This window comes from Flavobacterium tructae (assembly GCF_002217475.1).
GTDB classification, from domain to species: domain Bacteria; phylum Bacteroidota; class Bacteroidia; order Flavobacteriales; family Flavobacteriaceae; genus Flavobacterium; species Flavobacterium tructae.
The window spans coordinates 56,849-82,185 of sequence record NZ_MUHH01000026.1 but is presented as its reverse complement, the minus strand read 5'-3'; the positions used below and the strand labels follow the sequence as shown (position 1 = coordinate 82,185).

The following is a 25,337-nucleotide window of genomic DNA, read 5'->3' as shown; positions in this document are numbered from 1 at the left end:
ATATCTTATATTTGATATGCGAAACGATTAAATATAAATTATGTACAATTCATCAAATTTAAAAATCAAAGATAAAGCCTGGCGAAGAGTAGGTGCAAGTCCTATACCTTCAAACTATGTTTGTCGTTTCGCAGCATCGTCAGGCCTCTTTTTAAAAAATATAAGTTTATGCGAAACGACAAACGAAAAACAATCAGACGCCCGGATGTGCGTAGTCTGAAAATTCAACCCAAAATGAGATTTAATGAATACAGTCAGAAAAAAGTTCCTGAGATCAAACTCTGCGGAAACTGGATGCAGAAACTTGGCTTCGAATTTGGAGAAAGAGTAATTGTGACTTGTATGCCTAATCTGCTGATTATTCGACCGATCGAACAGTAAAATCAAAAGGGATCAATTAAGTTAACAGAAAATAGAATTCAACAAAAAAAGTCCGGAGTTTAAAAATTCCGGACTTTTTATTTTTAAATAAATAATTAAACTTTAGTGATGAATGCGGTATTAAAGGACTCCACCGCTACTGCCAATATTGTTCTCTTCTCTATTTTTACGGTTCATACCGTTGATTTTTGCTCCTCCAAAATTATAGGTCAGACCTAAATAAACCGTTTGACTTTCCCAGGTGCTCAGACCTGAGTGAGGGTAAGGGTATTGTGTGTCGAAAGAATATTTCATCGTATCGAAAACATCATTAAAACGAAGACTGATATTCATTTTATCGTTCAATAAAGTATAACGCGTGCCTATGTCCATTTTGTACATTTGGTGGCTGTTGCCCTGAAGACCGTCACTTGGTCCGTTATAAAGTCCAAATAGTAAAAAGCTCATGCGTTTGTTTACTTTAAAATTAGAGCTTATTCTACTGGTAAAAGCTGAAACTGTAATTTTTCGATCGATTGGCGTTCCTGTGTTTGTGATCGGGTTTAATGAAAAAACAATTCCTCGCTGATTGATACTTGAAAAGTCAATCGACGGTGCGATATCCCACCATTTTGTGATCTTGTAATTAAAAGAAGCTTCGAATCCATAAGCCGTATTATGATCAAAATTGGTATAAGATACGATTAGTTTATTGCCCACTGCCTCATTATAATCCGTATCTATGACTCTGCTGATCTGATCGTTGATACCTCTGGCATAAATCCCCAAATTTAAACTCCCTTTTTCTAAGGTCTTCGTGTAATTTATCTCTACAGAATTAGTGAATTGAGGTCTTAATTCAGGATTCCCCAATGTCGTTACCATTGGTGTTGAAAACTCACGAATAGGTCTTGTTTGTTCTAAACTCGGGCGATCTACGCGACGGCTGTAGCTCAATTGCAGGGTATTTTTTTCATTTAGATTATAAGTAAAATGTGCAGATGGATATAGCGTGATATAATCGTCATTAAACTTATCCTGACCATGATTAAAACTGGCAGCTGCTTTGTAACTTTCAAAACGTGCGCCTAATTGATAACTGAATTTTTTGAATTTCTGACCGAATGTTACATAAGCCGAGTAGATATCAGTATCATAAGTATAGTAGAGCAGTTGATCCTCGGTTGGGTTAGCAGGGTTTATTCTGGTATAATCATTTTCTGATTTTGTGATTCTGGCCTCGGCACCTAATTCCAAAGTTGTTTTTTCGTCCAACGGATTAACATAGTCCAGGTTGACTGTATTTAGTTTACGATGACTTTTGTTTAAATCTGTATAATTTACATTTTTGACAGTGTTGTCAGGAGCGCTGTTTTGAGTGTCAAAATGGGCTTGTTGCGAGGCATTGTATTTACTGAAGTTTCCTTCAATATCTAAGGTGTGGCCTTCTTTTTTAAAGAGATGTTTGTAAGCCAGATTATAAGTTTCCATTTTTTGAGGGCCGAAGTATCTGGAATTTTGCAAGATGTTGCTGATTTCAGGATTATTGTTGTAGTTGATATTAGCGTCAACAAATACATCCTGATTGGATTTACTTTGATTCGTGTAAAAAGAAATAGTGTTTTGAGCGTCAATGAAATAATCCATTCCGATTTTATACAGATGAGAGTCGGCAATCGATTTAAAGTCTATTTTTTGATAAAGATCCTGATCGAATCTTTGAAGAGAACTGTCGAAAAAATAGGTTCCTAAATTTTGACCGGCATTTCCATAAAAATTTACTTTTCCGTTTTTATAATTCAAATTCAGGGATTGATTGTGTTTGGTAGCTTCCCCAAAAGTGATTCCTCCGCTGTAACTTCCGTTAAAACCTATATTGGTATTTTTAAGTAAAACGATGTTGATGATTCCCGACATTCCTTCCGGATTGTATTTGGCACTTGGATTGGTGATCAGCTCAATTTTTTTAATAGAGGTTGACAGGATTTGTTTCAACAATTGAGCAGGATCAATATTACTTGGTCTTCCGTCAATCAATACTCGGACATTATCATTTCCGCGAAGCGAAATTTTTCCGTTTTGATCTACATTGACAGATGGAATATTATTCATAATTTCAGAAGCTGTAGCTCCGGCGGTGGTCAGGTCTTTACCGACTGTGATTACTTTTCGATCTAGTTTTTGTTCAATAGTTGAGCGTTCGCTAATAACATTAACTCCTTTAAGTTGTGTCGCTTCTTCTTCAAGAGCAATTTTAATACTAGCCTCTTTTTGATCTTCACTTAAAATAACAGATCCCGTGTATTTCTTAAATCCGATATATTGAATTTCGATCGTGTAATTTTTTAAAGCCAGATTTTTAATGGTAAAATCACCATTGTCGTCAGTGTTAATTCCTAAAACAATTTTTCCATTGTCTTTAAGCGAAACTGTAGCATAAGAAATAGGAGTATGGTTTGATTTTTCGGTAACTTTTCCGGAAACAGTTCCGGAAGTTTGTGCCTGCAGAGTTGTCATTGTAGTCAGTAAGACCAGTAAAAGTAATTTTAATTTCATGAACATATGATTGATTTGATTGATGATTGTTTCATTTTGAAATACTTCAAAATGTATCATTAGAGACCGTCTTTTCAATCCGATGTTACAGTGAAAATTAAAATCAGAAATGCCTTTTTTGTGATGTGCTGTTTTAGAGTAAATTAGTTTTTGAATTTTTGATAATTTTAACAATTTGTAGGTTTAGATTCCGGAAATATTTTTAGCATCTTCAATAGAATAAGGAGGTAACACAGGAGGCATGTCTTATTATGGTAAGTATGACAGGAATAAAAACAGCGATTCAATTTTAACCAAAGTTGTCAAATATCCATAAAAAAAAGCCCGAAGTTGGCAAACTCCGGGCTTTTTAAAAAACTATTAAAATCGATTAGCAAAAGTTGGATTAGAACAATCCGCCTCCACCTTTATTGGTATTGTCTTCTCTTTGTTTACGTTGCAGGTTTTTGATTTTAGCACCTCCAAAGTTGTAAGTTAAACCTAAATAAACGGTCTGACTCTCCCATGTAAATTGCCCTGAATGTGAATAAGGATACTGAGAATCAAAAGCGTATTTCATTGTATTGAACACGTCGTTGAAACGTAAACTGATGTTCATTTTATTGTTCAGCAACGTATAACGGGATCCCATATCCATTTTATACATGGCATGGCTGTTATTTTGAAGACCTTCAACTTCACCTCTGTAAAATCCGAATAATAAAAAGCTTAAACGTTTGTTTACTTTAAAGTTAGAATTCATACGTCCGTTGAAAGCACCAACAGTAATTTTTCTTTCCAAAGGACTGCTTTTTTGAGTTACAGGATCGTATACAAACACAATACCTTGTTGGTTAATGCTTGAGAAGTCAATCGATGGTGAAATATCCCACCATTTTGCAATTTTATAAGTGAAAGAAGCTTCAAAACCATAAGAGGTGTTACGGTCAAAGTTGGCATACGTCAGGATTTGCTTGTTACCACTTGGATCTGTATCGTCCGGAAGTAAAACTCTGCTGATTTGGTCGTTGATGCTTCTCACAAAAACACCTGTAGTAAAGCTTCCTTTTTCGAAAGTTTTAGTATAATTTACTTCTACAGAATTCGTAAACTGAGGTCTTAATTCAGGATTTCCTAATGCTGTAATTAAAGGAGTAGAAAACTCACGAATAGGTTTTGTTTGTTCTAAACTCGGACGGTCTACACGACGGCTATAGCTAAACTGTAACGTGTTTTTCTCATTCAGATTGTAAGTCAAATATGCCGATGGGTATAACGTGATGTAATCGTCATTGAATTTGTCAAGACCATGATTTAAATTCGCAACCACTTTATAACTTTCGAAACGAGCTCCTAACTGATAACTGAATTTTTTGAATTTCTGTCCGAATGTTACATAAGCAGAATAAATATCAGTATCATAAGTATAATTAGAAACTGGAAGTGCAGCTAACGGATTTCCGGTGATATAATCGTTATCTGTTTTTGTAATTCTGGCTTCGGCACCTGCTTCAAGAGTCGTTTTATCGTTTAATGGATTTACGTAATCAATGTTTAAAGTACTTAGTTTACGTGTACCGGCAATATAATCGTTATAAGACTGATTGTTTAAAGTATTGTCTTTCTTTCTTATTTGCGTATCAAAACCAGCATTTTGGGTTTCTTTATTGTCACTATAGTTTCCTTCAATATCTAAGGTATGACCTTCTTTTTTAAAGATGTGCTTGTAAGCTAAATTATAAGTTCCTACGTTATCCGGACCAGTATATTTTGATTTCTGTAGCATATTGTTAATATCAGAACTGCTTACATTGCTGTAATCAATATTGGTGTCTACAAAAAACTTACCGTTTGATTTGTTCTGGTTGGTATAAAAAGAGATCGTATTGTGATCATTGATGAAATAATCCATCCCGATTTTATACAAGTAAGAATCATTTTCGTTCACAACATCAATTTTCTGACGAATGTCCTGATCGTATCTGTTGATGAAACCATCATTGTAATAAGTCCCAAAATTTTGTCCTACGTTTCCAAAGAAATTTACTTTTCCTGTTTTGTAGTTCAAATCTAAAGACTGATTGTACTTCGCTACTTCTCCAAAAGTAATTCCCCCGCTATAACTTCCGTTGAAACCGGTATTGGTGTTTTTGTGTAAGATGATGTTGATGATACCAGACATTCCTTCCGGATTGTACTTGGCACTTGGGTTGGTAATCAACTCAATTTTTTTGATTGATGTTGATGGAATTTGTTTCAACAACTGAGCAGGATCAATGTTTGAAGGTCTTCCGTCGATCAATACACGAACGTTATCATTTCCGCGAAGCGAAAGTTTTCCGTCCTGATCTACGTTTACAGATGGAATGTTGTTCATAATGTCAGAGGCAGAAGCTCCGGCAGTAGTTAAATCTTTTCCGACAGTAATTACTTTTCGGTCAATTTTTTGCTCGATTGTCGAACGCTCACTTACAATGTTCACTCCTTTAAGCTGAGTAGCTTCTTCTTCAAGCGATACATTAATGGTTGCCGTTTTTTTGTTATCACTTAAAAGTAAAGAGCCTACATATTTTCGAAATCCAATATATTGAATTTCGATAGTATAACTTTTTAAAGCCAGGTTTTTGATAGAGAAATCTCCGTGATCATCAGAATTAACTCCTGCTACTACTTTCCCGTTCTCTTTAACCGAGATGGTCGCGTAAGAAATAGGAGCACTGTTTGATTTTTCAGTAATTTTTCCGGAAACACTTCCTGAATTCTGTGCATTTGCTGTTGTTATTACACCCAGTAATACGAACAGAAAGAATTTTAGTTTCATAATGCAATAATGATTTTTTGATGGATTGATGATGATTGCTATTTTGCTTTTGTTTTTTTGCCCTCAAAACTAATTTGAAGTCTCTATTAAGACTCGTTTGCTAAAGATATGTTACAGAAAAAAGTGAAAAAAAATATTTCTTTCGTAAGATCGTCTGTTTTATAATGGGTTAGGGTTTTGGTTTTTGCATAATTTTAACACTTGAAAGCAGAGGTTTTTTAAGAAATTGGAACTGTTTTATTCGATTTAATATGTTTTTGATTTTCTGTAATTGATGAATAAGCAGTATATTTGCACACTTTAAAATAAGTTTACATGTCATTATCACAAATTCTTACACCTTCTATACAAAAAGCAATACAAGCATTATTTGATGTTACTGTTGAGAAAATCGAATTTCAAACTACCCGAAAGGAATTTGAAGGCGATATCACAATGGTGATTTTTCCTTTATTGAAAGTGATCAAAAGCAATCCTGTCGAATTGGGAAATAAAATTGGAAATTATCTGGTAGAGAACGTTTCTGAAGTAGCGCGCTTTAATGTGGTTTCGGGATTTTTGAATATTGTCATTGCAGACAGTTATTATTTGAATTTCTTTAATGAAATAAAAGACAATACCAAGTTCGGATATGTAACACCAAATCCGGAAGATAAAGCAATCATGGTTGAATATTCTTCGCCAAACACCAATAAACCTTTACACTTAGGTCACGTACGTAACAATTTGTTAGGGTATTCGGTAGCCGAAATTATCAAAGCATCAGGGAAAAAAGTATACAAAACACAGATTATCAACGACCGTGGAATCCATATTTGCAAATCGATGCTGGCCTGGCAGAAGTTTGGAAATGGTGAAACTCCGGAAAGTTCCAATCTAAAAGGAGATAAATTAGTAGGGAAGTACTATGTTGAGTTTGATAAAGCTTACAAGGCAGAGATCTCTCAGCTAATGGAAGCCGGAAAAACAGAGGAAGAAGCAAAAAAACAGTCTCCAATCATTATTGAAGCACAAGAGATGCTTAAAAAATGGGAGTCAGGAGACGAAGCGGTAATTTCGCTTTGGAAAATGATGAACCAATGGGTTTACGATGGTTTTGCTATCACTTATAAAAATCTGGGTGTTAATTTTGATAAATACTATTACGAGAGCAATACCTATTTATTAGGAAAAGATGTGGTTCAGGTAGGTTTGGACAAAGGGGTTTTTGAAAAAGATCCTGACGGTTCCGTTTGGATTGATCTTACCGATGAAGGTTTAGATCGTAAAATTGTTTTGCGTTCAGATGGAACTGCTGTATATATGACACAGGATATCGGAACAGCAATTCAACGTGTAAAAGACATGCCGGATGTGGGCGGAATGGTATATACAGTAGGTAACGAACAGGATTACCATTTTAAAGTACTGTTTCTTATTCTGAAAAAACTAGGTTTTGACTGGGCTTCAAGCTTGTATCATTTATCATACGGAATGGTCGATTTACCTTCAGGAAAAATGAAAAGCCGTGAAGGAACCGTTGTAGATGCCGATGATTTGATGCAGGATATGACCGATACAGCGAAACAAATTTCTGAAGATTTAGGAAAACTGGACAGTTATTCAACCGAAGAAAAAGCCAAATTGTACCAAACCATTGGTCTTGGGGCATTGAAATATTATATCTTAAAAGTAGATCCAAAAAAACGTATTTTGTTTAATCCTGAGGAATCTGTTGATTTTGCCGGAAATACAGGGCCGTTTATTCAATACACTTATGCGAGAATCCAATCGATAATCCGTAAAGCTGATTTTGAATTTTCTGTAAAGACAAATACGGAAGAATTACACGAAAAAGAAAAAGAGCTGGTAAAACAAATTGAGCTTTTCCCGGAAGTAATTCAAAATGCAGCACACAATCATAGTCCGGCTCTGATTGCTAATTATACTTACGATTTGGTAAAAGAATATAATTCTTTTTATCAGTCGGTACACATATTAGGAGAGGTAGATTTAACTAAAAAAGTATTCAGAGTGCAGCTTTCGCAAAAAGTAGCTGAGGTTATCAAAGCCGCTTTTAGTTTGCTGGGAATCGAAGTTCCGGAGCGCATGTAATTGCTGTACAAAAGATAAAATATAAAGAGTCGATAATTATAAATGTAATTATCGACTCTTTTTTTTGTCCACCCGAAATCTAAAAGTCTATTGTTTTTCGAGAGTAGAAAGGGAAAGTTTCTAAAGAGTTACGACCGAAGAGAACTATATTTTATTAGAAATTATAAGGTAATTAATACGAAAAAGAGGTAAAGGTTTTTGGGGCGAATTTTCGTGTAAAAAATACAATTTAACATTTGTAAATCTCGTTTTTATAGCTATGTTTACGGTAAGAAAATAATTTATAAAAAAAGTTGGTGAAACCAATAAATATAGGCTGTTAGCTAAAAATTTCCTGTTAAAATAATAATCGAGGAAGCCGAAAATCGCAAGAGTAGGCAAAAAATTAACCAAAAAACAAATGATTAAAAATTCCTTTTTACTACTAGTGTTTCTAGTAGTGTGTTGTTCTGCAAATGCGCAAGATTTGATTTCTCCTTCTTATGGATTTTCTCACAGTAAAACTGCTTACATTACTTTAGCTGATGGTACCGAAATAAATGGTACTATTAAAGATATTGATAGAGACAAAGGTTTAATTGAGTTCATCAAATTACAAGATGGAACGGGTAAAAAACACAAACTAAAACCGGAAGATATTAAATTCATGTACTTGCCACCAAGCGGATTGGATAACTTAGGGAAAAGATTAAATTTTCTTGAAGACTTTAAAAAATGGAATGACGATAAGTTAAACCAGGATTTCTTAAACCAAGGATACGCTTATTTTGAAACGGCTGACGTAAAAATCAAAAAAAGAAACAGCAAATTGTTAATGCAATTACTTAATCCTTCTTTCAGTAAAGAATTTAAAGTGTATTGTGATCCTTATGCAAAAGAAACAACTTCATTAGGAGTTGGAGGAGTTAAATTTATTGGGGGTGATGCAAAATCTTATTATGTTGCTAAAAAAGATTCTCCTGCATTTTTATTGAAGAAGAAAGATTATAAAAAAGAATTTGTGCCATTATGGGGAAGCTGTGAAAAAGTAATTGCTGCAAATCCGGAGCCTAAATGGACAGATTTAACGAAACATATCGTTTCTTATTCTGAGTGTACAGAAGCTAAATAATAGTTCATGTAAAACGTATTTTTTATACATAGCATAAATTAAAGGGCTGATAGTTTTATAACTATCAGCCCTTTTTGTTTTTTCTAGATTCTTATTATACGGTCTTGAATAATATAGTCAAAATGCTGGATTTTAGTCTTCTGGAAAAAAGTGCAAAAATAGTCTGTTATTTGCTTGTGTGTTATAAAATAATATATTAATTTTCCTACTTTAATAAAGGAAGTACAACAGGGTACTAATATCCTTATTTACAGACTCTAATATCACTTCAAGAGTTTTTTTTAGCATTTCCGCGAGGATTATTCCAAAATATCTATCATAGAGATTAAAAATACCAACCTTTTATTAGTTGATTTATGCTGTTTTGAATTAGTAAGCTAATAGCTTTATTAAACATAGAAGGTAGCAGACCGTTTGGATTCATTTTCAGACGGTTTTTTTATGCATAAAAAAGCCGATAGTGACAAACTATCGGCTTTTAGAATATAAGTAGAAAAAGAATTTCTTATTTTACGAACTTATTAATGATTGCATCAGTTTCTGCTTTTGTAGCAGTTGGTTTCAAATCAAACAGAAGAGAGTAAAGTGCTTTTCTGTCTACTTTAGCTTCTAAGTTTAAGTCCTGGTGTCTGTCAAAAAGAGTTTGCCATTTGTCACGAACATTCTTCCAAAGCGCGTTGTTTTCTTTCCACCATTTTTGAGCAGCGATACATTTAATATCCGGAACTTTAGTGTAAACGTCCAGACCTTTTTCTTGCGCTAATAAAACATCTTTTCCGCTGTCGTCACGTACCAATTTGTCATTGTCTTGCTCATGATTCCATCCTGTAGCTGTAATTTCGTGAATGTTTCTTCTTTTTAAAACATTATAGTCATTACGTTTGGTTTGCTCTCTTCTTGGAAGTGGTGCATCTGCAATGTTTGCCCAGTAGTTTTGCCCGTCTACGTGTACCCATGTCGAAGATCCTTCGTAACGTGGACTATCGTCTACCTGAAATACTTTTTGTGTCCATTGGCCTTTTACTGCTTTTTTGTCCAGTTGTTTGTATTTCCATGAAGTCCCTTTATTAAAGGTATATAAATCAGTGTTTTCATACAACCAGTCTTGTCTCCAGTGTTTGATGATCATGTCATCACTCACTATTAATAAGTGTTGCATTACAATTTTGTTAGGAGTGTCTTCTAATAACTCTACCCATTCTAATGCAGATTCGTGTTTTGTTTCTGATGGTTTATAAGTCGCCGAATCTTTAGCGTATTGAAAAGTTTCTGCGAAATTAAACTTCACTTCGTAGCAACCACACATAGATTTGATGGATTTGATGTCTTGTTGCTTTTTATCCTGACTGAAACCAAGGCTACAAGTCAAAGCCATAACAGCTGAAAAATAGAGGCTTTTTGAAATCATAATGTAATATTTTGTTTTTAAATTTTCGCAAATATATGTATTTAATTTAGAACAAATAAAAATAATTTATACATTTGCGCCATTATTAAGATTGAATAAAAATAATGAAAATCAAATTTATCTTTTTTGCAGCTTTTCTTTTTTGTCAAATATCTTTTGCACAAAAGAAAGATACCACGGCTGTAAATAAACTTTCTGAAGTGGTTGTTACCGGGCAGTTTGAGCCACAGTCTATAAAAAAATCAGTGTTTAATGTTCGTGTGATTTCTAATCAGGACATACAAAATTTAGCAGCAAATAACTTAGCAGACGTTTTAAATCAATATTTAAATATCACCGTTAGACCTAGTGGAACAACCGGGCGCTCAACCGTTTCCTTGTTTGGATTAGATGCGCAATACTTTAAAATTTTAGTGGATAATATACCATTAGTTAATGAAGCCGGTCTGGGGAACAATACTGATTTGTCTCAGATTAACCTAAATGATGTGGATCATATTGAAATTGTAGAAGGTTCTATGGGAGTTAGCTACGGAGCCAATGCTGTAAGCGGAGTTCTTAATATTATAACTAAAAAATCATCTAAATATAAGTGGGATATTAATGCCGCAGTGCAAGAGGAGACCGTTGGAAAAGAATACGCTCTTTTTGATAAAGGACGTCATATTCAATCTTTACGTGTAGCGCATACTTTTAATGAGAACTGGTTTGTAAGTGTAGGAGCAAATAGAAATGATTTTCAAGGTTTTTTAAATGGTAAAAAGGGTAAGGATTACTTTCAAACTGATTTTATGCGAGGTTACAGTTGGTTGCCAAAAGATCAGTTAAACGGAAACGCAATGTTATCGTATCGAAAAGACGATTTTCGATTCTTCTATAAATTTGAGTACTTAGATGAAGATGTAGATTTTTATAATAGTACAGTGCAGTCTCTTTTTAATCCTACTTTGGGATCCTATCGTGCTGCTGATGATAAAAGATATTTTACCAACAGGTACTTTCATAATTTAAATGCAACCGGATCGCTGTTCTCACAATTAACGTATAATGTTTCTGTTACACATCAGAAGCAACAGCGAGAAATAGAGAATTTCACGTATTATTTGTTTACTAAAACTGAAGGGGCGAACGAGAAGAAGAAAGATCAGTCGATGGAAGTTCTTTCCTCTACAGGGACATTAAATAATTTTTTCTCAGACAAAAGTATTGATTTGCAGGTGGGATATGAATTTGTAAACAATAAAGGATTCGCACTTGTTCAAAAAAAGAATAATGTGATTGAATCGGTTTATAAAACGATAGAGAACTATGATTTTTTTGTTTCTTCAGAAATTATGGCTACCGATCGGTTTTCTATAAAACCGGGATTGAGATTTTCGGCACAGTCTAAATTTAAAAATCAATATGCTTCTTCAGTTGCATTAAGATATTTGTTTGATAAAGGAGTTGAGTTGAGAGGATCGTATGGTAACGGTTTTAGAACTCCAAATTTTGAGGAATTATATGTGAATCAAATTTTCGATGGGCACTTTTTTGCAGGAAATGAAAACTTGATTCCGGAAACAAGTACTTCTTATGAAACAAGTGTTAAAAAGTTTACTTCTTTTCCTTCAGGACTACAAATATCAAATACAATTGGGGGAAGCTACCTGGATGTTAATGATAGAATTGACATGGTATTTATAGGGAACAATCCAAATACCGGTACGCCTGAAAATCAATACATCAATATTAGTAAATACAGAATGTGGAATTTTTCTACAACGAATCAGTTCAGATTAAATAGCTTGACGATTAATGTTGGAGCTGCATTGGTAGGAGTTTCGCAGCGATTAGACAATCAAAAAATTGTTTCAAACGATGATTTTCTCTATTCATTTAATTTAAATGCAAGTGTGTCTTATAATATTCCAAAGTGGAAAACAATTATTTCGGGTTATTACAAGTACAATGGAAAAACGCAACAGTTTGAGGAAGGTGCGTCAGAATACGTGCTGTCTACTATCGCTGCCAGTAATTGGTTTGATGCATCAATCAGAAAGAATTTCTTCAAAGATAGATTTGAAGTAACGGTCGGAGCAAGAAACATTTTTAATGTAACCGATGTAAACCGAAGTAAAACAAGTGGAGGATCGGCACATGCAACATCTTCGAATTTAATGCTCGCATACGGACGTTCTTATTTTTTTAAATTAGCATATAATCTTAATCTTTAAATACTTAATACATAAATACAATGAAAAAACTTTTATTACTATCATTCGCTTTCTTATCACTTGCATCTTGCTCAAGTGACGACGATACTAAGGTCGAGATCCCGACCGTTGGAGCAACTTTACAGCCGACAGTTGGAGGTCCTAATCAGCCAAATCAGGTTTACCTTGATTTAAGTGCTGCAGAATTTAAAGCAGTAAACAGAGAATCATGGGATTTCGGATTCTCATCAGGAGATGATTTTAGAGTTGTTTTGAACGGATCTGTTAAAATGGCTGTTAAAAAATTAGCTACATCAGATATTACAGTATCTCAAACAATCGACACCAATGTTTCAGTTGGAGCTGGTGAGAACCCTTCATCAAACGGATATGTTGATAATCCAACTGGTGTTTTAGCTGGTGCGGGAGCAGGAGTAGGAACTGCTATTGCTGAGGTTTCTGCAACAGATGCAGACAATAAAGTATATTTAGTGAATCTTGGATTTAAAGTTTCAACAGCAGTACCGGCAAAAGGTTCCGTTAGTGTTGATGGTGATTCAAGAGGATGGAAAAAAGTTAGAATCTTAAGAAGTGGTAATGGATACAAAATCCAATACGCTGATTTAACTTCTACTACATTCACAGAAAAAGTAATTTCTAAAGATGCTGATTTTAATTTTACATTTTTCAGTTTAGCGACAGGAAATACAGTTGCAGTTGAACCGCAAAAAGCAAAATGGGACTTAAACTTTACCGTATTTACCAACTATTTTAATATGGGTAGTGGTGATGTGACTTACGGTTTTTCTGATTTTATCACAACAAATGCAAAATCTGGAACTCAGGTTTATCAGGTTTTAGTTACGGCTGATGTAACTTATGCTGCTTTTGCTAAAGCAAATGTAGTAGAGTCAAATTTCACGCTTTCAAAAACAGACCAGAGAGTTATTGGTTCTAACTGGAGAAGTGGTGGTGGACCAACTACTCTACCAAGCATAAGAGCAGATCGTTTTTATGTGGTTAAAGATGCAGCCGGAAATTATTACAAAGTTAAATTCCTGGCGATGACCAATGAAGCAGGAATTAGAGGTTATGTTACTTTAGAGTACGCAATCCTTAAATAAGAAGAAGATAGAAAACCCGAGTAATTAATTTGTTCGGGTTTTTTTACATCTGTAGTCTATCACATTCAACTTATTTCAAATTTTAGTTAATAATTGACTTTGTTTTTTTTATTTTTTTTTGATCAAGAGGCTGGATTCGTTCAGCCTCTTTTTTTTGTATTATTTTAATGTTAAAAAGAACCTAGAAATTAATTGTTTAATTCTATCTTTGCCCGTACTTTTTTATAAGGAATTAGTAGGAATTTTGAAATGAAATTTTTAGTGAATCCTTTCTTCAAATTTATTATTACGAGTGAATACAAAATCTTATTTCTTTCAGTCTTTTGCCATTGTGGCACTGGCATTTATAGCTTTCATCGGATTTAAGCAAATCTTGCCGGACAAGATCTTTTCGGATAGTAAAGTAGATTCTAAAAATGTACTAATCGATAGTCTGCTTTTAGAGTCAGTCGCAAATGATTCTCTGGAACAGGGTGGAGACAGTCTGACCGAAGATGAGAAAAATGAAATGAGGGAAAAGATTGTTTTCGATGCTTCGGAAGGAATCGAATTTCCATCTGAAACTTTCGATAACTACAAAGGATACCAATACCTGATTTCTTTTTACGAAAAATTATACCAGCTGGAGAATAATCCGCAAGCCAAAGTCAGAATTGCCTATTATGGAGATTCCATGACCGATGGCGATTTAATTGTACAGGATGTTCGTGCTAATTACCAGGAACGTTTTGGCGGAAGCGGTGTTGGCTTTGTGTCGATCAATTCAGAATCTGCAGCATCACGTGGTTCTGTAAAATCTTCGGCTTCCAAAAACTGGAAAATGCAATCGTATTTAAACGTAAAACATCCAACGAGTCCATTTGGAGTAAACGGGCATGTGTTTTTTGCCAATGATAAATCAAATACTACCTGGGTTCAGTACGAAGCAGGTTTAAACAAACACGCAACAACTTTAGATAGTCCGACTTTGTATTATGGCAGAGGATCTAAAAAAGGAAATGTGAATTTCATTATCGGCAAAGATACCTTGCGAAAAAGCCTTGTTCCAAACAATCTGATTAATACCTTAAAAGTAACTTCGGGAAGTATAAAAGGATTCAAAGCCAATTTTATTCATGCTGATTCTATTCCAATCTATGGTTTTAATTTTGATAGCGGAAACGGGGTTCATGTAGACAACTTCTCGCAAAGAGGGAACTCAGGTTTGCCAATTTCTACCTTTAATTCGAATGTGATGCAGGGGTTCAATAACAGTTTAAAGTACGACTTGGTTATTCTGCATTACGGAACCAACGTTCTAAATTATGGAACCAAGAATTACAATTGGTACCAAAGAGGTATGACCAAAGCGGTGAATAAAATTAAAGAATCTTTTCCGGGAGTTTCGATCCTGATCATTTCCACAGCCGATAAATCTACCAAGTACGATTTAGAAATGAAAACCGATTCAGCCGTTGTTCCATTAATGAGAGCGCAAAAAAGATACGCACTTGAAACCGAATCCGGATTTGTGAATTTGTACACCTTAATGGGGGGTGACGGATCAATGGTGAAATGGGTAGACGAATCTCCGGCCAGAGCCAATAAAGATTATACACACTTTAATCAGCGAGGGGCAAAAGCTATTGGTAAATTAGTATACGATCAATTGAACAAAGGTTACGAGCAATATAAAGTATTACGGGTAAACAGAGAGGCTGATACCAACAAACGGAAAGCAGCCAGGAAGACCAATACAGATTCCGTAGCGGTAAAAACAGATAGCGTAAATGAATAGATTAATTATCTTCTTTTGTTGTCTTTTTTTCTCAACAAACGATAAAATACCAAAGACAGATTCAATTCCAATTACAAAAAATATGATGCATAAAGCCGATACAGCCGCTGTTGATTCTTTTTCAGGAGACAGGATTTATAATGCAGAAGTCTTAGTGCCGTTTTTTTTGAAATTGAAGTCGAACGAAAGTCAAAATAGTCAAAAAATCAATATGGTGCATGTGGGAGATTCGCACATTCAGAGTGATTTAATGACCAATGAGATTAGGAAAAAACTACAGCAAAAGTTTGGTAATGGTGGCCGTGGGTTAGTTTTTCCGTATCAGTTGGCCAAAACAAACGGTTCTTATAACGAGCGGTTTCGTTCCAACAGAGGCTGGGAAAGTTACCGAAACATTCATCCTGTTAAAAATGTTCCCGTTGGTTTAAGCGGAATTGCACTTTGGAGAGACAATGGCGGTTTTGCTGTTGAACTGAATGTTAAAGATGCTGCGTATAATTTCAATACCATCAAAATTATTACGCCTCAAAATCAGAACATGTTTGATTTAGCGATATCCTCTCAAACCAAAACGATTCAGTCTACAGAGCGAAAAGTGATCACGCATAAAATCAAAAAAGGAGAAGCGATCTCGACAATTGCTGACAAATACAATGTTTCGGTAGCCGATATTAGAAAAGACAATCATCTGAAATCGAATAACATTCGCGCGGGAAGAACGCTTAAAATCCGAACAAACGAAACTAAGCCCAGAAATATTACAAGTTCAGAATTTGTTCCTTTAAATTTAGAATCGGATTCGTTTACTCATTATTACAACTCTGAAAAAACGTTGAGTCGTATTTTCCTGCTTCCCAATAAAGAAGCTTCAAAGTACGAATTGAGCGGAATCGTTTTAGAAAAAGATACACCTGGTTTAATTTACAGCAGCATTGGTGTAAATGGAGCCAAATTTTCAGATTATAATAAGTACCCGTTATTTTTTGAACAGCTAAAAGCATTACATAGCGATCTTATAGTTCTTTCGCTAGGAACAAACGAAAGCTACGATCATATGGAAGCTTCGGCTTATATAAAAGAATTGCGAGATTTTATAAAAAATGTGAAAGAACACAATAGTAAAGTTTCGATCATCGTGATGACTCCGCCTCCTTCATTACTTAAAGCAAGAAGACCTAATGTTTATATTCGCGATTACGCAAAAAGTATTATTGAAATAGCAAAGGCAGATGGTTTTGCAGTTTGGGATTTATACGATGAATTGGGAGCGATGGAAGGAATTAGAGGTTTAAAGTCCTCTGGATTAATTGGCCCGGATTGGGTTCATTATTCAAAAAAAGGATACGAAAAACAAGGAAACTTGTTTGCAGAAGCATTTTTAAAAGCATACGATAATTTTAAATTAAAGAATTAAGTTGATTACAATAGATAGCATAAATAATTGGTTCATTCAGAATTTTGGCGCGATTACTCCGGAGCAGGTTCGAAGCTGGTTTATATACAATCCTGAAGAAAAATTACTGTTTAATACCGGTTTGTTCCTGGGATTATTTCTGGTTTTTTATTTTGTGTATGCCTTTTTACGCAAAACATTTTATTTGAGATTAACATACGTTATCCTCTTTTCGCTTTTCTTTTATTATAAGTCAAGTGGAATTTACTTTTTACTCTTGTTGCTTTCGTCTGTTGTTGATTACGGCCTGAGTCAGATTATTTACAGAGAAGCAAAAGACAGTACAAAGAAAATTTATCTGGTGATCAGTGTAATTCTGAACCTGGGATTGTTGGGGTATTTCAAATACATGAACTTCATGATTGTTACTTTCAATGATATGTTTCATGGAAATTATGAACTGCACGATATTTTTCTGCCGGTTGGAATTTCATTCTATACCTTCCAGTCGATGAGTTATATTATCGAAATCTACCGTGAAGAAATTAAACCAACTAAAAATTACATCGAATATCTGTTCTTCGTTTCGTTCTTCCCACAGCTGGTGGCAGGACCAATCGTTAGAGCAAAAGATTTTTTACCTCAGATTTATCAGAAATTAAACCTGACCAGAGAAGATGTAAACAACGCTTTGTTTTTGATTATTGGTGGATTGATTAAGAAAACAGTAATTTCAAATTACATCTCTATAAACTTCGTTGATCGTGTTTTTGACACTCCGATGAATTATACCTCGTTCGAAAATTTAATGGCATCTTATGGATATGCGATTCAGATTTACTGTGACTTTTCAGGATATTCAGATATGGCAATCGGAATCGCTTTGCTGTTAGGATTCAAACTTCCGGCCAACTTTAGAACGCCTTATAAGTCAACTTCTATCACTGATTTCTGGAGAAGATGGCATATTTCTTTATCGACCTGGCTGAAAGACTTTTTGTATATCTCGATCGGTGGAAATCGCGAAGGAACATTCGCAGGGTTTTTATTCCCAAGTTTATTCTTCTTCGGATTATTGCTTTGGGGAATTTCAAACATAAACGAGAGTTTCATTCCACTAGGGATCGCAATTGGGGCATTAGTGCTTTTCTGCCTGACCTTTTTACTTTCGAAAAAGAAAAACCAAACATTGGTGACCAATTTCAATTTATTTACCACGATGCTTTTAGGAGGATTGTGGCACGGAGCCGGAGCACAGTTTATTGTTTGGGGAGCATTACACGGATTGGCATTAGCCGTTCATAAAATTTTCATGGAATTCTTTCCTCCCAAAAAAGAGGGCAAAGCTTCTGGGTTTTTATGGAAATTCTTTTCAATGGTCATTACCTTCCACTTTGTTGTTTTCTGTTGGATATTTTTCCGTGCCAGAGATTTTGAAACAGCACTTCAGGTCATTAATAATATTGGTCAGTTAACTTTTGAGCCGGAACATTGGCAGGCAATTATAATAGGTTACAAAAATGTATTTTTATTGATGCTTTTCGGATACGTTTGGCACGTCTTGCCGGAAGCTATTACCTCTAAAATGAAATTAGTTTTTGATAAAACACCTCTGATTGGGAAAGCAATTATTCTGGGATTTACGTATTGGATAGTCTATGCAACAGCAGTTGCCGGTTCGCAGCCGTTTATATATTTCCAATTTTAAAGAAGGATTAATTAATCTCCCAAAGACGCAAAGTCGNNCGACTTTGCGTCTTTGGGAGCAAAAAAACTTTGCGCTCTTTGCGGTAAAATTAGCGTACACTTCAAGTTTAAATGTGATTAAATAAAAATTGCCTGAAATGCCTAATTAGATTATCTTTGCACTTCAAATAAAGAAAAAAGTATGTTTGATAATTTAAGTGATAAGTTAGATAAAGCCTTCCATATATTAAAAGGACACGGTAAAATTACAGAAGTAAACGTTGCCGATACTTTAAAAGAAGTTCGTCGTGCCTTACTTGATGCCGATGTTAACTTTAAAATTGCTAAAGATTTTACCACTAAAGTAAAAGAAAAAGCAATTGGTCAGGACGTTTTAACAACGCTTCAGCCGGGACAATTGCTGGTGAAGTTAGTTAAAGACGAACTAACGGAATTGATGGGTGGTGATGTTGCCGGTGTTAATCTTTCCGGAAATCCTTCTGTTATTTTAATGTCAGGACTTCAGGGATCGGGGAAAACAACCTTCTCAGGGAAACTGGCCAATTTCTTAAAGACAAAGAAAAATAAAAAACCACTTTTAGTAGCGTGTGATATCTACCGTCCTGCGGCGATTAATCAGTTACATGTTGTGGGAGATCAAATAGGTGTTGAGGTTTATTCAGAGCCGGAAAATAAAAATCCTGTTGAAATTGCTCAAAATGCAATCAAACATGCAAAAGCTAACGGTTTTAACGTAGTGATTGTTGATACGGCCGGTCGTTTAGCAGTGGATCAGGAAATGATGGATGAAATTGCTCGTGTTCATAAAGCAATTCAGCCTCAGGAAACCTTGTTTGTTGTAGATTCTATGACAGGACAGGATGCTGTAAATACTGCAAAAGCCTTCAATGACATCCTGAATTTTGATGGAGTTATTTTAACAAAATTAGATGGTGATACACGTGGTGGAGCTGCAATTTCGATTAAATCGGTTGTAAACAAACCGATCAAATTTGTAGGTACGGGTGAGAAGATGGAGGCAATTGATGTTTTCTATCCGGATCGTATGGCTGAGCGTATCTTAGGTATGGGTGACGTTGTGTCGCTTGTAGAGAGAGCACAGGAGCAATTTGATGAAGAAGAAGCCAGAAAACTTCAAAAGAAAATCGCTAAAAACGAATTTGGTTTTGATGATTTCCTTACGCAAATTCAGCAAGTAAAGAAAATGGGTAACATGAAAGACTTGGTCGGAATGATACCGGGTGCTTCAAAAGCCATGAAAGACGTAGAGATAGAAGACGATGCTTTTAAACATATTGAGGCGATCATCCACTCGATGACCCCGATAGAAAGAAGTAAACCTTCGATAATCGACGTGAAAAGAAAAGCCAGAATCGCTAAAGGTTCCGGAACCAAAGTCGAGCAGGTAAATCAGTTAATGAAGCAGTTTGACCAAATGAGCAAGATGATGAAGATGATGCAGGGTCCGGGCGGAAAAAATCTGATGAAGATGATGGGCGGAATGAAAGGAATGCCAGGCGGAATGCCGAGATAAAATAAAAAAGTTTCAAGTTTAAGGTTTCAGGTTATGAAACTACAACTTGAAACTTTTTTGATTAATATAAATAGGTGTTTCGCTTTTAACGTGAAACCGGAAATTTTAAATCAGAAACTAAAATAAAACAATGCAACTACTAGACGGTAAAAAAACAGCTGAAGACATTAAAAACGAAATCGCAGCCGAAGTTCAATCGATAAAAGATGCCGGAGGGAAAGTACCTCATTTGGCAGCAGTAATCGTTGGAACTGACGGAGCAAGTTTAACTTACGTAGGAAGTAAAGTGAGATCTTGCCAGCAAATAGGCTTTGATTCGACTTTGGTGAGTTTACCCGAAACAATTACAGAAACAGAACTACTGGCAAAAATTAAAGAACTGAATGAAGACGATAATCTGGACGGATTTATTGTGCAGTTACCTTTGCCAAAACACATCAGCGAACAAAAGATTCTAATGGCTATTGATCCTGACAAAGATGTTGATGGATTTCATCCTGCTAATTTTGGAAAAATGGCTTTAGAGATGGACAGCTTTATTCCTGCAACACCATTTGGAATCATGCAGTTGTTAGAGCGTTACAATATTGAAACTGCAGGAAAACATACGGTTGTTATTGGCAGAAGTCATATCGTGGGCCGACCAATGAGTCTTTTAATGAGCCGTAAAGGAAATCCGGGAGATTCTACAGTTACTCTAACGCACAGCAGAACCCAAAACATTGAGGAGTATACCAGAAGTGCTGATATTATTATCACGGCATTAGGAGTGCCAAATTACTTAAAAGCCGACATGGTGAAAGATGGGGTAGTAGTAATTGACGTTGGAATTACAAGAGTAGAAGATGCTTCACATCCAAAAGGATATGTAATTACAGGTGACGTTGATTTCGACGGTGTAAGTAAAAAATCATCATTTATTACGCCGGTTCCGGGTGGAGTAGGACCAATGACCATTGCAATGTTGTTGAAAAATACACTTTTAGCAAGAAAGATGCGAAGCGCTAAAAATTAATAGTGTAGAAATAAATTTTAGATTAAAGCCTGTTCGAGAGAACGGGCTTTTTTTTGGATGGGGTGAAGTTAATGTTGGAATCTCAAGGTATAGTCCCTACGGGACAAGACGAATCAGGTTAGTTGTTGTGTTACCTTTATTTGATCCTTATGGGATAAGCTCTTTCAAGAGTTTAATGTTAGTGTAGAAAAATGCTGTAATGGCTATTATGTTGTAATTACCTATTGTCTACGATATAGACTCCGCTAGGAGTCACATATCTGCAGAAAAAAGGTAAGTTATCTGTTGTTAGCGTTTATTTATTCGCTACAATATAAACTCCGTTAGGAGTCACATTTCGGTAGAAAAAATAAGAAAAAATGTCTTATAGGGACTATCCATGTTTTATAAAGTTGGGATTTGGGATTTTTTTTTAGAAAAGAATGCATAAAAGACTCCATGCATCTCTGTGCCGGCTTTGTGAGTCTTCGTGGGATTTTTTGAGTTCTGAAGAGGTTCACAGAGATTGCGTAAAGTAATACAATAAAAATCTTTGTGAATCTCTGTGGAATCTCCGCGCATCTTTGCGAAATTTTCCCAAAAATTAGTTTGTTAATTCAAAATAAAGTATAACTTTGTATCTCAAAGTACTTTATTTATGAATCAGAAGCACCAAGAAGATTTAGCCCATATTCGTTCCATGATGGAGCGTTCTTCAAGATTTATATCATTAAGCGGCCTTTCAGGAGTATTTGCGGGACTTTCGGCTTTGATTGGAGGATTATATGTTTATCAATTGTTTAAAGCAAACGGTCTCGAGTATTTTGGTGGAGATTATGGACAACAATATTCTGCTAATTTAGTTTCAGAGTTAGTGTTGACTGGTTTAATTATTTTGGCGGTAGCTTTTACGTTTGGTTTGCTTTTTACTGTTAGAAAAAGCAAAAAGTATGATTTGCCTATTTGGACATCGGCAACCAAAAACATGCTTTTTAATTTAACCATTCCATTATTGGCTGGAGGTATATTTTGTCTGGCACTAATTTATCATGAAGTTTATGGTTTAATTGCGCCGGCTACCTTAATTTTTTATGGACTGGCTTTGATAAACGCTGAAAAGTATACCTATTCTGATATTAAATATTTAGGTTTTTGTGAGTTAATTTTAGGATTTATTTCTCTTTTTTTAATTGGATACGGTTTGATTTTTTGGATCATTGGATTTGGTATTTTGCATATCTTGTACGGATTAATAATGTTCAAAAAATATAAATAATCCATTCGATGGGAATTATTGATAAATTAAATAAAGATTTTGAAAGTCGTGTCAGATTGGGTATTATGTCCATTTTGATGGTCAACGAGTGGGTGGATTTTACTGAAATGAAAAATCTGCTGAATATTACAGACGGAAATTTGGCAAGTCATTCCTCAGCTCTTGAAAAAGCGGAATATATCGAAGTGAAAAAAGAATTTGTAGGCAAGAAACCTAAAACATCTTACCAGGTAACTCCTAGAGGACGTGCGGCTTTTAAAGAGCACCTTTCTTTTCTTGAAAAATTAATGAAATCGTAATTACTCTATTTTTTTATCTAAAAACTTTGAAATACAAAGTACTTTTAAAATTGAAATCAACAAAAAACGCCATTATAGAATGGCAACAATCTATTTAACCATTAATAGTAAATTCAACAACAATGAAAAAACACCAAGTTATCCCAGCCTGCAGTTTGATTTTTATCCTGCTTTTTTACCATGAATCAATGGGAGTTAACCTCGCCATTTTTGGACTATTGTTAATCGGCCTGATTTGTTATTTCTTTCAGGATAAGTTTACCGATCGGTCTCATTTGATTTTGGTGGTTACGTCGGTCTTGTCGTGTATGGCTTTTGCCTGGTACGGAGATTTCCCTTCTTTTTTAGCACTTTCCATGTCTGTTTTGTTCCTGCATTTTAGACTACAAGATCCGGAATTAAAGATACTTCAGATTTTTCCACTTGTATTTCTAAACGCTTTCGCCACGTTAGGACGTGTTTTTATGTTCAGCCAATGGCTTCCTGAAAGACAAATTCACAACAATTTTGCAAAGAAATTAGTTGCATACGTTATTATCCCATTCATTTTTCTGGTGGTATTTTTTACAGCCTATTCTTTTGGAAGTGAGCATTTCTCCTCCTTATTAACGGACTATACTTTAGATCTTGATATTTTTGAAGTACTTCTGATAGGGGGTTTAGGGTTTTACATTTCATTTAGTTTTTGGAATTATTGGGTTCCCGAAATTTGTTACGAGAAAAATGGACTTTTAGACAATGAGTTTAGTAATGTCGTCGAAATTAAAAATCAGCAAACATTTTCGTTTTTAGATCTGGATTTTGAAAGAAAAAGTGGTGAGATTACATTGGTCTTATTAAATTTTATGCTTTTGGTTTTTATCATCACCTACAATTATGAGCAATTTTTCGAGGCTGTCGAGACTTCTAAACTTAGCTCAGCTACTCACGAAAGAGTAAATGCTGTAATCTTTTCAATAATTATGGCGGTTGGAGTAATTCTATTTTATTTTAAAGGAGGATTTAATTTTGATAAAAAAGCAGCTCGTCTAAAAAAGCTGGCTAAAGTATGGATTGTTTTAAATGGTGTGCTGATAGTGAGCACCATTATTAAAAACTCAGAATATGTCGCATTCTTTGGATTAACTTATAAAAGACTGGGGGTTTATGCTTTTCTAATTTTATCGGTAATTGGGCTGATTTTTACTTTCATAAAAATTACTAAACAAAAAACAAATGCTTATCTTTTTAACCAAATGGTCTGGTATTTTTACGGAACGATACTTTTATGCAGTTTTGTAAACTGGGGAAATCTAATTACAAACTACAATGTCTCGGTAAATAAAGGAATTGAGCCATGGTTTTTAAGAAGCTTGCATTTTAATGATGAAAGTCGGAATGCTTACTTTTCAACACTAAATATTGTTGGGGAAGGGCAAGGTTATCTGGAAGAGAATCGTGTAGAAGACCACAAGGATGATCCTTTTCTTTCAAAAGCACTTTATTACGAATTTGTAGAAAAAAAGTAGTAAATACTTGCAAAAACCGTCCTATAGAATTTATATAGGGCGGTTTTTTAATAATTAATTAGTACTTTAAAGTTTTTCGTTTTAAAAATAAAGGATACTTTTGCAGCACTAAAAAAAAACTTCTCCAATGGACGATTATTATTCGTTAGTATTTAATTAAAGTAGCTTTTGAATTTCTTCAAAATGCTACGCTAAACACCTGCAATTTTGAAATGAAAGCCTTTTACAAAAACAACAACGGACTAATCGAGATACAAGAATGGACTCCAAACTGCTGGATCAGCATTGAATCTCCTTCAGAAACAGAAAAAAAGTACTTACTGGAAGAACTTCAGATTCCTGAAGCCTTTTATAACGATATTGAGGATATCGACGAAAGACCCCGTATGGAGTCTGAAGATGGCTGGACTTTGTTTATCATGAGGGTTCCTATAAAAAGTAACGATGTTAAGCTTCCTTTTCAAACCATTCCTTTAGGTTTGATTTTTAAAGATGATGTTTGCGTTACGATTAGTTTTTATGAAACCGAGATAGTTTCTGACTTTCTTCAATATACAAGACGAAAAAATATAGTAATCAAAGACAATTTTGATTTAGTGATGAGATTGCTCCTGTCGTCAAGTGTCTGGTATTTGAAATATTTAAAGCAGATCAATCAAAAGATAAAACTGGCCGAAGACAACCTGGAGAAATCGATCAAGAATGAAGAATTACAGGCACTTTTACAGATCGAAAAATGTCTGGTGTTTTTTATTACTTCCTTAAAAGGGAACGATGTTTTATTTCACAGAATAAAAAATTTAAAAGCTCAAAGAGAGCATTTTGATCCGGATTTGCTGGAAGATGTTGATATTGAATTAAGTCAGGCACAGGACACTGCAAATATTTACAGCAATATCTTGACAGGTATGATGGATGCCTATGCTTCAGTAATTTCCAATAACATGAATAATATAATGAAGCAAATGACTTCGATTTCTATTATTTTGATGATTCCTACTTTAATAGCGAGTTTGTATGGAATGAATGTGCCGAATGGTCTGGAAGAAAGCAAATATGGGATTTGGATTCTTCTCTTAGTGTCTGTTATCTTATCATCAGTCGGAGTGTTTCTATTCAAAAGAAGAAGATGGTTTTGATAAAAAACACAATTTCTCATATTAAAGAAAATCCCTTTCGTTTTATCGAAAGGGATTTTTTT

The 25,337-nt window shown here is 34.8% G+C and carries 17 protein-coding genes; 14 read left to right on the top strand and 3 right to left on the bottom strand.

All coding sequences use genetic code 11. The annotated features are described in order from the left end of the window. The first annotated feature begins 168 nt into the window (after positions 1–168). The gene (locus B0A80_RS12760) at positions 169–381 is read left to right on the top strand and encodes a SymE family type I addiction module toxin (protein WP_089077508.1); all 213 of its coding nucleotides are present in this window, start codon (positions 169–171) and stop codon (positions 379–381) included. Positions 382–501: 120 nt separating this feature from the next. Here the strand turns inward: B0A80_RS12760 and B0A80_RS12755 are convergent, their stop codons facing one another. Both B0A80_RS12755 and B0A80_RS12750 read right to left on the bottom strand, forming a co-directional pair. After that, positions 502–2,916: an outer membrane beta-barrel family protein gene (locus tag B0A80_RS12755; RefSeq protein ID WP_089077509.1), complete on the bottom strand. Its 2,415-nt coding sequence runs from the start codon at positions 2,914–2,916 to the stop codon at positions 502–504. A gap of 385 nt (positions 2,917–3,301) precedes the next feature. Continuing rightward, positions 3,302–5,716 carry an outer membrane beta-barrel family protein gene (locus B0A80_RS12750; protein WP_089077507.1) on the bottom strand — a complete coding sequence of 805 codons (2,415 nt, stop codon included), beginning with the start codon at positions 5,714–5,716 and terminating at the stop codon, positions 3,302–3,304. 315 nt (positions 5,717–6,031) lie between these two features. On the opposite strand from B0A80_RS12750, the gene argS reads away from it, so the two are divergent. Further along, positions 6,032–7,810, top strand: coding sequence for an arginine--tRNA ligase (gene argS / locus B0A80_RS12745; protein ID WP_089077506.1), 1,779 nt, complete (start codon positions 6,032–6,034; stop codon positions 7,808–7,810). 400 nt (positions 7,811–8,210) lie between these two features. Then, on the top strand, positions 8,211–8,921 hold the full coding sequence (locus B0A80_RS12740) for a hypothetical protein (RefSeq protein ID WP_123923463.1): 711 nt from the start codon (positions 8,211–8,213) through the stop codon (positions 8,919–8,921). 505 nt (positions 8,922–9,426) lie between these two features. Here the strand turns inward: B0A80_RS12740 and B0A80_RS12735 are convergent. Further along, positions 9,427–10,329, bottom strand: a complete 903-nt coding sequence (locus B0A80_RS12735; RefSeq protein ID WP_017494888.1) for a DUF6607 family protein — start codon at positions 10,327–10,329, stop codon at positions 9,427–9,429. 104 nt (positions 10,330–10,433) lie between these two features. Here B0A80_RS12735 and B0A80_RS12730 point away from each other — a divergent pair, with 104 nt between their 5' ends. From B0A80_RS12730 to B0A80_RS12680, 11 genes are all read left to right on the top strand, one after another. Continuing rightward, entirely contained in the window at positions 10,434–12,545 is a 2,112-nt protein-coding gene (locus B0A80_RS12730) for a TonB-dependent receptor plug domain-containing protein (RefSeq protein WP_017494887.1), read from the top strand. 20 nt (positions 12,546–12,565) lie between these two features. After that, positions 12,566–13,648: an HmuY family protein gene (locus B0A80_RS12725; RefSeq protein ID WP_017494886.1), complete on the top strand. Its 1,083-nt coding sequence runs from the start codon at positions 12,566–12,568 to the stop codon at positions 13,646–13,648. 292 nt (positions 13,649–13,940) lie between these two features. After that, the gene (locus B0A80_RS12720; protein ID WP_070907797.1) at positions 13,941–15,425 is read left to right on the top strand and encodes an SGNH/GDSL hydrolase family protein; all 1,485 of its coding nucleotides are present in this window, start codon (positions 13,941–13,943) and stop codon (positions 15,423–15,425) included. Positions 15,426–15,507: 82 nt separating this feature from the next. Continuing rightward, complete coding sequence (locus tag B0A80_RS12715) at positions 15,508–16,839, top strand: GDSL-type esterase/lipase family protein (protein ID WP_233430742.1); 1,332 nt, start codon at positions 15,508–15,510, stop codon at positions 16,837–16,839. Position 16,840: 1 nt separating this feature from the next. Beyond that, positions 16,841–18,526, top strand: coding sequence for an MBOAT family O-acyltransferase (locus tag B0A80_RS12710; RefSeq protein WP_089077504.1), 1,686 nt, complete (start codon positions 16,841–16,843; stop codon positions 18,524–18,526). 180 nt (positions 18,527–18,706) lie between these two features. Continuing rightward, positions 18,707–20,059: a signal recognition particle protein gene (gene ffh / locus B0A80_RS12705; protein WP_017494882.1), complete on the top strand. Its 1,353-nt coding sequence runs from the start codon at positions 18,707–18,709 to the stop codon at positions 20,057–20,059. Positions 20,060–20,189: 130 nt separating this feature from the next. Continuing rightward, complete coding sequence (locus tag B0A80_RS12700; protein ID WP_017494881.1) at positions 20,190–21,074, top strand: bifunctional 5,10-methylenetetrahydrofolate dehydrogenase/5,10-methenyltetrahydrofolate cyclohydrolase; 885 nt, start codon at positions 20,190–20,192, stop codon at positions 21,072–21,074. 637 nt (positions 21,075–21,711) lie between these two features. After that, positions 21,712–22,329 carry a hypothetical protein gene (locus B0A80_RS12695; RefSeq protein WP_089077503.1) on the top strand — a complete coding sequence of 206 codons (618 nt, stop codon included), beginning with the start codon at positions 21,712–21,714 and terminating at the stop codon, positions 22,327–22,329. Between the two features lie 8 nt (positions 22,330–22,337). Continuing rightward, positions 22,338–22,628, top strand: a complete 291-nt coding sequence (locus B0A80_RS12690) for a winged helix-turn-helix domain-containing protein (protein WP_017494879.1) — start codon at positions 22,338–22,340, stop codon at positions 22,626–22,628. A 122-nt stretch (positions 22,629–22,750) separates the two neighbouring features. Next, positions 22,751–24,136, top strand: a complete 1,386-nt coding sequence (locus B0A80_RS12685; protein ID WP_089077502.1) for a DUF4153 domain-containing protein — start codon at positions 22,751–22,753, stop codon at positions 24,134–24,136. A 212-nt stretch (positions 24,137–24,348) separates the two neighbouring features. After that, a complete protein-coding gene (locus B0A80_RS12680; RefSeq protein ID WP_017494877.1) occupies positions 24,349–25,275 on the top strand; it encodes a magnesium transporter CorA family protein in 927 nt (308 codons plus the stop codon). Positions 25,276–25,337: the final 62 nt, after the last annotated feature.